This is a genomic window from Photobacterium ganghwense, from assembly GCF_017329545.1.
GTDB classification, from domain to species: Bacteria; Pseudomonadota; Gammaproteobacteria; order Enterobacterales; family Vibrionaceae; genus Photobacterium; species Photobacterium ganghwense.
Genome location: NZ_CP071325.1, coordinates 60,000 through 73,205, shown reverse-complemented (window position 1 = coordinate 73,205; position 13,206 = coordinate 60,000). Strand labels below are relative to the sequence as shown.

At 55.6% G+C, this 13,206-nt stretch carries 9 protein-coding genes; 6 read left to right on the top strand and 3 right to left on the bottom strand.

What is annotated here, in order from left to right; all coding sequences use genetic code 11:
* Positions 1-147 precede the first annotated feature (147 nt).
* Entirely contained in the window at positions 148-1,407 is a 1,260-nt protein-coding gene (gene rho, locus FH974_RS00325; protein WP_047887300.1) for a transcription termination factor Rho, read from the bottom strand.
* A gap of 200 nt (positions 1,408-1,607) precedes the next feature.
* Complete coding sequence (trxA, locus tag FH974_RS00320; RefSeq protein ID WP_047887301.1) at positions 1,608-1,934, bottom strand: thioredoxin TrxA; 327 nt, start codon at positions 1,932-1,934, stop codon at positions 1,608-1,610.
* A gap of 113 nt (positions 1,935-2,047) precedes the next feature.
* Here trxA and rhlB point away from each other — a divergent pair, with 113 nt between their 5' ends.
* Complete coding sequence (gene rhlB / locus FH974_RS00315; protein WP_047887302.1) at positions 2,048-3,349, top strand: ATP-dependent RNA helicase RhlB; 1,302 nt, start codon at positions 2,048-2,050, stop codon at positions 3,347-3,349.
* A gap of 15 nt (positions 3,350-3,364) precedes the next feature.
* Entirely contained in the window at positions 3,365-4,858 is a 1,494-nt protein-coding gene (gene gppA / locus FH974_RS00310; protein WP_047887303.1) for a guanosine-5'-triphosphate,3'-diphosphate diphosphatase, read from the top strand.
* 152 nt (positions 4,859-5,010) lie between these two features.
* Here gppA and prlC read toward each other — a convergent pair whose 3' ends face one another.
* Entirely contained in the window at positions 5,011-7,053 is a 2,043-nt protein-coding gene (prlC, locus tag FH974_RS00305) for an oligopeptidase A (protein WP_047887304.1), read from the bottom strand.
* A gap of 213 nt (positions 7,054-7,266) precedes the next feature.
* Here prlC and FH974_RS00300 point away from each other — a divergent pair, with 213 nt between their 5' ends.
* The 4 genes from FH974_RS00300 (at position 7,267) to FH974_RS00285 (ending at position 13,198) form a co-directional block, all read left to right on the top strand.
* Positions 7,267-8,106: a 23S rRNA (adenine(2030)-N(6))-methyltransferase RlmJ gene (locus FH974_RS00300; RefSeq protein WP_047887305.1), complete on the top strand. Its 840-nt coding sequence runs from the start codon at positions 7,267-7,269 to the stop codon at positions 8,104-8,106.
* Positions 8,107-8,253: 147 nt separating this feature from the next.
* On the top strand, positions 8,254-9,609 hold the full coding sequence (gene gorA / locus FH974_RS00295; RefSeq protein ID WP_047887306.1) for a glutathione-disulfide reductase: 1,356 nt from the start codon (positions 8,254-8,256) through the stop codon (positions 9,607-9,609).
* 266 nt (positions 9,610-9,875) lie between these two features.
* Positions 9,876-11,552 (top strand): alkaline phosphatase D family protein, encoded by a 1,677-nt coding sequence (locus FH974_RS00290; protein ID WP_207103420.1) that lies wholly within the window; start codon positions 9,876-9,878, stop codon positions 11,550-11,552.
* A 281-nt stretch (positions 11,553-11,833) separates the two neighbouring features.
* Complete coding sequence (locus FH974_RS00285) at positions 11,834-13,198, top strand: YjiH family protein (RefSeq protein WP_047887308.1); 1,365 nt, start codon at positions 11,834-11,836, stop codon at positions 13,196-13,198.
* Positions 13,199-13,206 lie beyond the last annotated feature (8 nt).

Sequence of the window (13,206 nt, the reverse complement as noted above, 5' to 3'; positions counted from 1 at the left end):
AACACGCACAGTATATGGAGTTTCCAAGCTGGAAACCAGCCTGAAGCCTACAATTGAACAATGCTCAAAAACATTATGCCGTAAACTCAAGGTAATAAAAAACGCCACACAGGGTGGCGTTTCTCAAACTGTGACTCGAGCCGCGAATTACTGGCGACGCATAGCGTCAAAGAACTCGTCGTTCGTCTTGGTCATCGACAGCTTATCAATCAGGAATTCCATGCTGTCGGTTTCACTCATCGGGTGAACAATCTTACGCAGGATCCACATCTTCTGTAGCTCGTCCGGCTTCGCCAGCAGCTCTTCACGACGGGTACCTGAACGGTTGAAGTCAATCGCCGGGAAGACACGCTTCTCTGCAATCTTACGAGACAGGTGCAGTTCCATGTTACCTGTACCTTTGAATTCTTCGTAAATCACTTCGTCCATCTTCGAACCGGTATCAACCAGTGCCGTCGCGATGATAGTCAGGCTGCCGCCCTCTTCCACGTTACGGGCCGCACCGAAGAAACGCTTCGGACGGTGCAGGGCGTTAGCATCCACACCACCAGTCAGTACTTTACCGGATGATGGGATCACGGTGTTGTAAGCACGCGCCAGACGAGTAATGGAATCCAGCAGGATCACCACGTCTTTTTTGTGCTCAACCAGACGCTTGGCCTTCTCGATCACCATCTCAGCAACCTGAACGTGACGAGACGCTGGCTCATCAAACGTCGAGGCAACTACTTCGCCTTTCACCAGACGCTGCATCTCGGTCACTTCTTCCGGACGTTCGTCGATCAGCAGCACCATCAACTCACACTCTGGGTGGTTGTACGCAATGCTCTGAGCAATGTTCTGCAGCAGCATGGTTTTACCGGCTTTCGGCGGTGCCACGATCAGGCCACGCTGACCTTTACCGATTGGCGAAGCCAGATCCAGTACACGGGCCGTGATATCTTCAGTAGAACCGTTACCACGCTCCATACGCATGCGCTCGTTCGCGTGCAGCGGCGTCAGGTTTTCAAACAGGATCTTGTTACGGGCGTTGTCCGGCTTGTCGTAGTTAACTTCGTTTACCTTCAGCAGGGCAAAGTAACGCTCACCGTCTTTCGGCGGACGGATTTTGCCTGAAATGGTGTCACCAGTGCGAAGGTTGAAACGGCGGATTTGACTTGGAGAAACGTAAATGTCGTCTGGGCCGGCGAGGTAAGAACTGTCTGCAGAGCGGAGGAAGCCGAAGCCATCTTGAAGAATTTCTAGAACACCATCGCCAAAAATGTCCTCACCACTTTTTGCGTGCTGTTTGAGAATCGCGAAGATGATGTCCTGTTTTCTCAAACGCGCCAGATTTTCCAGTCCTAAGCTTTCGCCAAGCGCAACCAACTGGGAAATAGGTTGGTTCTTCAATTCAGTAAGATTCATAGTGGTGGGTTTCTTGTCAGTCAAAATTGGGGTTCTATGTTAATGAGATAAAGTCGACCAATGAGGCTGGTCAAGGAATGAACGATATTAAAATTAACGTGCAATAAGTTAGCACTAAAGACCTCATCCGTCTAGCATAGACGGTTGCCAAACCATGCACAACTGAGAAATTGTTGTGCATGGTTCGAGATAAGAGCGGCTTACAGGTTCGCGTCCAGGAACTCTTTCAGCTGGCTCTTAGAAAGTGCACCCACTTTAGTGGCCGCAACGCTACCGTCTTTGAACAGCAGCAGTGTCGGGATACCACGGATACCAAACTTTGGCGGGGTGGCTGCATTCTGGTCGATGTTTAGTTTACCAATCGTCAGCTTACCTTCGTACTCGTCGGCGATTTCATCAAGGATTGGGGCAATCATTTTACAAGGACCACACCATTCAGCCCAAAAATCGACTAGTACCGGGCCAGCAGCCTTAATCACATCGCTTTCGAAACTCGCGTCTGTCAGCTGCACAATCTTGTCGCTCATCTTCCACTCCAATGGTTGATTTTCTTAGCTGATTTGATTTTAACCAGCAAATCGGTGCTCTATTTGAATGGAATCCGTTTCGTATTGCAACCCTAAGCTGATATTCTATACGAATGAAGACGACTCACATCACAGAGCAAAAATTTGCCGACCTGGGGTTAGAACCTCGGGTATTACAAGGATTGGAGGCCAAAGGCTTTCATCATTGTACGCCTATCCAGGCGCTGGCATTGCCGGTAGTGCTCTCCGGCCGTGACATTGCTGGTCAGGCTCAAACAGGCACAGGGAAAACCCTGGCTTTCCTGACTGCGACTTTTAACCACCTATTGCTGACACCAGCAAAAGAGGACCGCAAACAGAACCACCCCCGTGCCATCATTATGGCACCTACACGCGAGCTGGCCATCCAAATTTACAATGATGCCAAGCCGTTAATCGAAAGCACCGGGCTGACCGCTGGTCTGGCCTACGGGGGTGAAGCTTACGAGAAGCAGCAGAAAATCCTGGAAGAAGGTGTCGATATCCTGATCGGTACTTGTGGTCGTATCATCGACTTTTACAAGCAGCGCGTGATCGATCTGCGTTCTATCCAGGCTGTGGTGCTGGATGAAGCGGACCGTATGTTCGATCTGGGCTTTATCAAAGATATCCGTTTCCTGTTCCGCCGCATGCCGGTGCCGCAGGAGCGTCTGAACATGCTGTTCTCCGCGACCCTTTCATACCGAGTGAAAGAGTTGGCGTTCGAGCACATGAACAACCCGGAAAGTGTGATTGTTGAGCCGGAGCAGAAAACCGGTCACCGCATCCAGGAAGAACTGTTCTACCCGTCAAATAAAGACAAGATGCGCCTGCTGCAGACGCTGATCGAGGAAGAATGGCCGGATCGCGCTATCGTGTTTGCGAACACTAAGCACCGCTGTGAAGATATCTGGGCACACCTGGCGGCGGATAACCATCGCGTCGGCCTGCTGACCGGTGATGTACCGCAGAAAAAACGCGTCCGTATTCTGGAGCAATTCACCCAAGGTGAAGTGGATATCCTGGTTGCTACCGATGTGGCGGCACGTGGCCTGCACATCCCACAGGTAACGCACGTCTTTAACTACGACTTGCCTGACGATGCCGAAGATTACGTACACCGTATCGGCCGTACCGGTCGTGCCGGTGCCAGCGGTCATTCGATCAGCTTCGCCTGTGAAGAGTACGCGATTAACCTGCCGGCGATTGAAACGTACATCGAACATGCGATCCCGCTGTCGAAGTACAATGCAGATGCCCTGCTGGACGACCTGCCGGCCCCACTGGCTATTCAGCGTCAGCCTCGCCAGAACAGCGGCCGTCGCGGCAGTTCATCCCGTCAGGGACAACCGCGCCAACGTAACCGACGCCGTGCACCGGCTGCCAAACAGCAGTAATTGATTGATATGCCCATGGAAAGAACAGTATCTCCCCTATATGCCGCTATCGACCTCGGATCCAACAGCTTCCATATGTGGATTGTCCGGGAAGTGGCCGGCACCGTGCAGACTCTGGCAAAAATTAAGCGCAAAGTCCGCCTGGCCGCGGGTCTGAACAGCAATAACGAGCTCAGTGAAGACGCCATGCAACGGGGGTGGGACTGCCTCAGCCTGTTTGCTGAACGCCTGCAGGATATTCCTGCCGGCAATATCCGCATTGTCGGCACTGCCGCCTTGCGTACTGCCGTAAACTCCGACACGTTTCTTTCCAGGGCAGAACACATTCTAGGTTACCCGGTGAACATCATTCCCGGTGAAGAAGAAGCCCGCATCATCTATCAGGGAGTCGCCCACACCTCCGGTGGCAGCGGCAAACGCCTGGTTGTCGATATCGGCGGCGCCAGCACAGAAGTCATCATCGGCGAGGGCTTTGACAACAACGCCCTGACCAGCCTGAAAATCGGCTGTGTGACTTGGCTGGAGCGCTACTTCAAAGACCGTGCTCTGACGGCCGCCAACTTCGATGCTGCCATTGCGGCAGCGAAAGGTGCCATTGCGCCGATCATCGAGCCGTACCAGGAACTGGGCTGGGAAACCTGTGTCGGGGCCAGCGGCACCGTGCAGGCTCTGCAGGAAATCATGCTGGCGCAGGGGATGGACGAAATCATCACCCTGCAAAAGCTCAAGCGCTTGCAGCGCCAGGCGATGCAGTACGAGCGACTGGAAGATCTGGATATTGAGGGCCTGACCCTGGAGCGCGCTCTGGTGTTCCCGAGCGGGCTGTCGATCCTGATCGCCATTTTCGAGTCCCTGGGTATCGAGTCGATGACCCTGGCCGGCGGCGCACTGCGTGAAGGCATGGTGTACGACATGATGAGCCAGATGCGTCATCACCATGATGTGCGGGAACGGACCCTGTGCAGCCTGCAGGTTCGGTTCCAACTGGATACCGAGCATGCCGACAACGTGGCGCAAACCGCGCTGTCGCTGCTGACAGCCTGTGACCCGATCTGGCAGGTTGAGCCGCAGGCTTACTACCTACTCAACGCCGGTGCCGCGCTGCATGAAATCGGCACCATGATTGAATTCAAGCAGAGTGGCGAACACGCGGCGTACCTGATCCACCACAGTGATTTACCGGGCTTTACCCGTGCCCAGAAGCACCTGATCGCCGAGCTGCTGCGCCGCTTCCGCGAGCAACTGACCAGCCTGCCGGAGCAACATGCCGTGTCTGCCCCGACGGCAACCCGTCTGTTGCGTCTGCTGCGTCTGGCGGTGATTCTGTGCCATCGCCGGGATACTGACCACCAGCCGCCTTTTGCACTCAGCGCCGAGGACAACAAGCTGACGCTGACCCTGCCGGCCCACTGGCTGGCAGCCAACCCGCTGACCGATACGGAGCTGCAGCAGGAAGCCAACCGTCAGAGCGACATGGGCTGGCCGCTGACCATTATTGCCAGCGACTAACCCCTGCTTCCGGGCAAAAAAGAGACACAAAAAAAGCACCCTCTTTGGGTGCTTTTTTATTAGCTGTTGCCGGTGTGGCGGTTATGGCCCGGCGATTTCACCGCAGAACCCGGTAAACCCGGCCAAGTGATCATGGCCAGGCCAACCCGTACTTACCCGGTGATGCCGGAATGACGCAGCAGCGCATCAATCTGCGGCTCGCGGCCACGGAAACGCTTGAACAACGCCATCGGCTCTTCACTGCCGCCACGCTCCAGAATGCAATCCAGGAAGCTGGCACCGGTGTCGGCGTTGAAAATACCTTCCTCCTCAAAGCGCGAGTACGCATCGGCAGACAGCACTTCGGCCCACAGGTAGCTGTAGTAACCGGCACTGTAGCCCCCGGCGAAGATATGGCTGAAGCTGTGCGGGAAACGGCCCCATTCCGGACTCGGCACCACCGACACACGCGATTTGATGCTGTGTAGGGTGTCCTGCACTTTGGCGCCGATTTCCGGGTCGTACTCCGTGTACAGCGTGAAATCGAACAGGCCGAATTCCAACTGACGTAGCAGGCCCATCGCCGACTGGAAGTTCTTGGCTGCCAGCATTTTTTCCAGCATTTCTTTTGGCAGCGGCTCGCCGGTTTCGTAGTGACCGGAAATGAAGGCCAGTGCCTCTTCTTCCCAGCACCAGTTTTCCAGGAACTGGCTTGGCAGCTCTACCGCATCCCATGGCACCCCGTTGATGCCGGAGACTGCCGGGACATCAACCTGTGTCAGCATGTGGTGGATGCCGTGACCGGTTTCGTGGAACAGAGTCACCACTTCATCGTGGGTAAACAGCGCCGGCTTGCCGCCGACCGGTTTGTTGAAGTTACAGGTCAGGTAAGCGACCGGATGCTGCAGGCTGCCGTCAGCGCGGGTACGACGGACAATACATTCATCCATCCAGGCGCCGCCGCGTTTGTTTTCACGGGCATACAGATCCAGGTAGAAGCTGCCGCGCAGATCACCCTTACTGTCAAAGATGTCGTAAAACTTGACCGACTCGTGCCAGGTATCCACACCTTCACGCTCTTTGACGTCCATCCCGAACACACGCTTAAGGACTTCAAACAGACCTGACACCACTTTGTGCTCCGGGAAGTACGGGCGCAGTTGCTCATCAGAAATGCTGTAGCGGTGCTGCTTCAGTTTTTCTGCGTAGAAACCAAAGTCCCACGGCTCAAGCTCGTCAGCCCCGAACTCGGTCTTGGCAAACTCGCGCAGCTCTGCCACTTCGCGCTCGCCCTGCGGCTTGGCACGGCTCGCCAGATCGTTCAGGAAGCCCAGCACCTGCTCAGTGGTTTCCGCCATTTTGGTCGCCAGCGATTTTTCGCTGTACGTGTTAAAGCCCAGCAGACGCGCGATTTCATGGCTCAGCTTCAGCTTCTCCGCAATGATTTCGCTGTTGTCCCACTTACCGGCATTCGGGCCGCGATCAGACGCACGGGTCACAAACACCTCGTACATTTCCTGACGCAGGGCACGGTTTTCGCAGTAGGTCATCACCGGCAGGTAAGACGGAATGTCGAGGGTGAACAGGTAGCCGTCTTGCTCTTTGGCTTGGGCAGCCGCCTGGGCAGCCTGCAGTGCCGATTCCGGCAATCCGGCCAGCTCGGCCTCATCGGTGATCAGCTTGCTCCAGCCCATGGTGGCATCCAGCACATTGTTGCTGAAGGTCGAAGCCAGCTCAGACAGACGTTTGCTGATCTCGCCGAAACGGTGCTGCTCTTTGGCCGGCAGGCCGATACCGGACAGTTCAAACTCACGCAGCGCGTCGGTGATTGATTTCTGCTGCGCCGGGCTCAGGCTGTCAAAGCTCTCGTCTGCTTTGATGGCCTTATAGGCTTCATACAACCCTTTGTGTTGGCCCAGCCAAGTGCTGTAGTCAGACAGCAGCGGCAGACAGCTTTCATATGCCTCACGCAGTTCATTACTGTTCTGTACCCCATTGAGGTGGCCGATTGGCGACCAGATACGGCTCAGACGGTCATCAGACTCCGCCAGCGGCGCACAAATGATGTCCCAGCTCGGGGCTGCGTCGTTTGCCAGCACGGTTTCCACTGCCGCCCGGCAGTCGGCAATCGCCTGCTCAACGGCCGGTTTAACATGTTCAGGTTTAATGAGTGAAAACGGAGGCAAATCCGTCATCGTAAGTAATGGGTTAGACATACGCATTTCCTTCAATCGATTGTCCTGTAATAGATGCGTCTTCCGACGTGTAAATTCAATCCCTTGGTCACGTCAGTCATCCGACCAATTCTATCATTTTAACCTGAATTTAACATCACAGCCGTGAAAGTCTGCGGCGGATACTGGCTATTCGCTGGCAAATCGCCATAATACGGGCCTTATTCATCACTTTTTTCTGTCGAGATCCCAGCCATGCTGAGCTACCGCCACAGTTTCCACGCCGGCAACCACGCTGATGTGGTGAAACACATTGTTCAAAGCCTGATCCTGGATGCCCTGAAGCAAAAGGATAAGCCGTTCGTTTACCACGATACCCACTCTGGCGTGGGCCGTTACGATCTGCAGGACGAGCGCAGCGAGAAAACCGGCGAATACAAGCAAGGCATTGCCCGCATCTGGCAGCGTGACGACATCCCGGCCGACATCGCCAGCTACATCGACGCGATCAAAGCCCTGAACGACGGCGACACCTTGCGCTACTACCCGGGCTCGCCGAAAGTGGCCCGCGCTCAGCTGCGTGAGCAGGACCGCATGGTGCTGACCGAGCTGCACCCGAGCGACTTCCCGCTGCTACTGCAGGAATTCCGCGGCGATCGCCAGGTCCGTATCTACAAAGAAGATGCGTTTGCCCGCCTGAAGGCTAGCCTGCCGCCGAAAGAGCGTCGTGGCGTGGTGCTGATCGATCCACCCTATGAGCTCAAGCACGAGTACATGGACGTGGTGAAAGCGATTCAGGAGAGCTACAAGCGCTGGGCAACCGGTACGTACGCGATCTGGTATCCGGTGGTGTACCGCGAGAACATCGACAAGATGCTCCAAGGGCTGGAAAATCTCGGCATCCGCAAAATCCTGCAAATCGAGCTGGGAGTAGAGCCGGATACCGACGAGCGCGGCATGACTGCCTCCGGAATGATCGTGATTAACCCGCCGTGGAAGCTGGAATCACAGATGCAAGCGATCCTGCCGTGGCTGCAGGAGGCCATTGCCCCGACGCACGGCTTCTACAAAGTGGACTGGATTGTCCCAGAGTAATACCTTCCTCCATGGCTGCCTGTCACCGGGCGGCCATGTGTCTTGCCAGTTCCGTCCCGACATTCTCCCTTCCCGCCTCTCGTATCTCCCTGCTTTCTTTATTACACTGTCGAGCTAATAAATCGTAAAGTCCTAGCGGAGAAAGTCATGGCAAAGCATTTTGATTACATTTGTATCGGCGGCGGCAGCGGCGGTATTGCCTCAGCAAACCGTGCAGCAATGTATGGTGCCAAAGTCGCACTGGTTGAAGCCAAAGCCCTCGGTGGTACCTGTGTTAACGTCGGCTGTGTGCCGAAAAAAGTAATGTGGCACGGTGCCCAAATTGCCGAAGCCATGCACCTGTACGCAAAAGACTACGGCTTTGACGTCGACGTGAAAAACTTCGACTGGAGCAAACTGGTAGAAAGCCGCGAAGCTTACATCGGCCGTATCCACACCGCCTACGACAACGTGCTGGGCAAAAACCAGATTGAAGTGATCAACGGCTTCGCCACGTTCGTCGACAGCAAAACCATCGAAGTGAACGGCGAACACTACACCGCAGATCACATCCTGATCGCCGTGGGCGGCCGTCCGACCATTCCGAACATTCCAGGTGCCGAGTACGGTATCGACTCCAACGGTTTCTTCGAGCTGGACGCCCAGCCAAAACGTACCGCCGTGATCGGCGCCGGTTACATCGCGGTTGAAATTGCCGGCGTACTGCACGCACTGGGCACCGACACCCACCTGTTCGTCCGTAAAGAATCGCCGCTGCGCAGCTTTGACCCGATGATCATCGACACCCTGGTGGAAGTGATGGACAAAGAAGGCCCGACGCTGCACACCCATTCCGTACCGAAAGAAGTGGTAAAGGAAGCCGACGGCAGCCTGACCCTGCATTTTGAAAACGGCGAGTCCCATAACACCGATCTGCTGATCTGGGCGATTGGCCGTCACCCGGCGACCGATGCGATTAACCTGGCAGCGACCGGTGTCGCCACCAACGAACGCGGCTACATCAAGGTTGATGAGTACCAGCGCACCAACGTTGACGGCATCTACTGTGTCGGCGACATCATGGAAGGCGGCATCGAACTGACGCCGGTCGCCGTGAAAGCGGGCCGCCAGCTGTCTGAGCGCCTGTTCAACAACAAGCCTGACGCGAAGATGGATTACAAGCTGGTGCCGACCGTCGTCTTCAGCCACCCGCCAATCGGCACTATCGGCCTGACCGAGCCAGAAGCCATCGCGCAATACGGCGAAGACAACGTGAAGGTGTACACCTCGACCTTCACAGCGATGTACACCGCAGTGACCACCAACCGCCAGCCATGCAAAATGAAACTGGTGTGCGCGGGCGCTGACGAGAAAGTCGTTGGCCTGCACGGTATCGGCTACACCGTAGACGAGATGATTCAGGGCTTCGGCGTGGCAATGAAAATGGGCGCAACCAAAGCCGACTTCGACAGCGTCGTGGCTATCCACCCGACCGGCTCCGAAGAGTTTGTTACTATGCGCTAACCGCGTGATTGCACACAATCACCGCTAAGCTTTCAGGCCAGCCACTCAGGCTGGCCTTTTTTTACCAGGCCTTTCTGTGTTGGGTCAGGGGGTGGCCGACGGCATTGTGCCACTTGCCCGTTTCCCTACCATCTTCTCCCGCGTCAACGAATGATCACCCGCCTGACACGAAAGTGTCATCTCGGCGTGTGAGTCTCCCCGCACTGGTTTGACCAGAATAATTACTCCATTTTTATCAGCCCGAACATTCAGTAAAAGGAAATGCTATGTCTTTGTCGCGCCGAGGCTTTATCAAAACTCTGTCGTCCGGAGCGGTGGCCACAACCCTGATCGGTTGTGGCAGCGATGACACTCCCGATGGCAGCACCGCCTCCATCGCCTTCAACCACGGCGTTGCCAGTGGCGACCCGACCGCAGAAGCGGTGATTCTCTGGACCCGCTTAACCACCGATGCCCGCCAACTGACCGTACAGTGGGAAGTGGCCACCGACCGTGGGTTCAGCCAGATTATCCGCGCCGGAGAAACCCTCACCGACATGTCACGCGACTTCACGGTCAAGATCGATGCTGACCAGCTCGCCCCGGCGACCCACTACTTCTACCGGTTCCGCAGCCAGGATACCGTCAGCCCGGTCGGTGAGACCAAAACCCTGGCCACCGGACACCTGGAGCAAGCAGCACTGGCGGTCGTCTCCTGCGCCAACTACCCGGCCGGGTACTTCCACGCCTACCGCGAAATCCTGAACCAGCACCAGCAAGCCCCTCTGGATGCCGTGCTCCACCTCGGCGATTACATCTACGAATACGGTACCGGTGGCTATGCAACCGAAGATGCCGAAGCCCTGGGACGGCTGCCGAGCGGCGGCACGGAATGCCTGACCATGAATGACTACCGCGCTCGCTACGCCCAATACCGCAGCGATCCGGATCTGCAGGCCATGCATGCTGCGCTGCCGATGATTGCGGTCTGGGACGATCATGAGATTGCCAACGATACCTGGCGCGACGGTGCCGAAAACCACCAGCTGGACGAAGGCGTGTTTGCTGAACGCCGCGCAGCCGCTGCCGCTGCCTGGCTCGAATGGATGCCGGTGCGCGAAAACCCGGCCTCCAGCGTGATTATCTACCGTGACTTCCGCTTCGGTGACCTGCTGGATCTCTACATGCTCGATACCCGCGTGGTTGCCCGCGATCAGCCGTTGGATTACTTTGCCCTTGAATCGTTCACCCCGGACGCCATCACCGGGTTGCTGATGCAGGCCAGAGCGGCCGATCGTCAGTTGCTGGGCACTGACCAGAAACAGTGGCTGCTAAACCAGATGGCCAGTCACAGTGGCAAATGGAGCCTGCTTGGTCAGCAGATCCTGATGGCGAAAATGGAGCTGCCGAGCACCGTGATGACGGCCCTGCTGGCCATGTATCAGGCTCCGGCAGATAGCAAACCGGCGGCGATGCAGGCGCTCAATCAGGCCATTCAGGCTTACCTGACGGATCCGGCGTCCGATCCCCTGTTGCTGCCTTACAACCTCGATGCATGGGACGGCTTCTATATGGAACGGGAATGGCTCTACAGTGTGGCGCAGCAGCTGGGCAAGCAGCTTGTCTGCCTGGCGGGTGACACCCATAACGCCTGGTGCAGCGAGCTGAAAAACCACAGCGGTGACACGGTCGGGGTAGAGTTTGCCACGCACTCGGTCAGCTCGCCGGGGATGGAAACCTACCTCGGGCTGGACGATGCCGTCATTAACCAGATGGAGCTCATGTTGCCGAACCTGGTGACGGCTCTGCAATGGACCAACCTGAAGCAGCGCGGCTTCATGCGCCTGGACATCCGTCACGACGCAATTAACACCACCTGGCATTTCCTTTCGGATATTAAGGCAAAAACCTACAGCGTGACGACCCACCACGCAACGACCAAAAATGCGTTAACTATCTCTTAACATTGAGTATTTATTCTTTAACACCACTGGCTCTATGGCCGTTAGAGCCAGTGTTTTCGGGCACTTAGCTGATCACCTCGCAACAACACACTTCACTAAATATTCCCTACCCCTCGATATAATATGAATAAAAACACAAAAAATACCGTAAAGTATTTCATTTTTTAGCAAAAAACTGTAATCTTCGAACTTCTGATTATGGATAATCAGTGAATACTTATTCCAATGACACTGAAGCACTTAATTGCTTTTTACAGAAAACAATTACTTAAAGGTCAAAGATGCAGGATCAAGTCATAACACAACCGGTCAAGAAGGCTACCTGGACGATGTTCCTTCTGCCGTCTCTACTGGGTGTCTTTCTCTTCATGGCACCGATTAACTACCAGGACACCCTGACGATCCCGATCGCCGTACTGGCCAAATCGGTACAGGCCCTGTTCGAGGGAATGCTGACCACTATCGTCACTTTTGTTATCACTCTTACTGCTGTGGCGACAGTAGCCACCAAGCTGCTGAAACCTAAAGCCGTAGTGGAAAACAGCTTCCTCAGCGCCCTGTTCAATCCGAGCCTGCCATGGTTCGCCGTGCAGCAACTGGGGGCGATCTTCGTCCTGATGACCTACTTCGGTGTGGGTCCGGAAATGATCCATCACGCCAATACCGGCGGTCTGGTACTGAACGATCTGCTGCCGGTCCTGTTCTCAGTATTTCTGTTTGCCGGGCTGCTGCTGCCGCTGCTGCTGAACTTTGGTCTGCTGGAATTTGCCGGCACGCTGCTGACCCGCATCATGCGTCCGCTGTTTAACCTGCCGGGCCGTTCTGCGGTGAACTGTTTTGCTTCCTGGCTGGGCGACGGCAGTGTCGGTGTCCTGATGACCAGCAAGCAGTACGAAAGCAAAATTTATACCGAGCGTGAAGCAGCCGTGATCGGCACCACCTTTACCGCGGTTTCCATCACTTTCAGTCTGGTGGTCATTGCTCAGGTTAACCTTGAGCACATGTTCGTACCTTTCTACCTGACCGTTTGTCTGGCAGGTTTTGTTGCTGCAGTGATCGTCCCACGCCTGCCGCCGCTGTCCTGGAAGAAAGACCGTTACATCGACGGTGAAACACTGAAAGAAGACATTGAAGCCGTGCCGGAAGGGAAAACCATCATTGGTTATGGTCTGGAGCAGGCACTGGAGAAAGCCAGCCAGGTCACCAGCATGCGCAGCGTGTTGGCCGAAGGGGCGAAAAACGCCGTAGACATGATTTTTGGGGTTCTGCCGGTAGTCATGGCGATCGGGACAACCGCGCTGATCATTGCAGAAAACACGCCGGTATTCAGCATTCTGGGCAAGCCGTTCATTCCGTTCCTAGAACTGCTGCAAATCCCGGAAGCGGCAGCAGCCTCTGAAACCATCGTGGTGGGTTTTGCTGATATGTTCCTGCCGTCCATCCTGGCGTCAGGCATTGAGAGCGACCTGACCCGCTTTGTGATTGCCGCCATGTCGGTTACTCAGCTGATTTACATGTCAGAAATCGGTGCCTTGCTGATCGGCAGTAAAATCCCGGTGAAGCCGTGGGAACTGTTCATGATCTTCATCCTGCGCACCCTGGTGACTCTGCCAGTGATCGCACTGGTAGCACACCTGATTTTCTAACCGCGGTT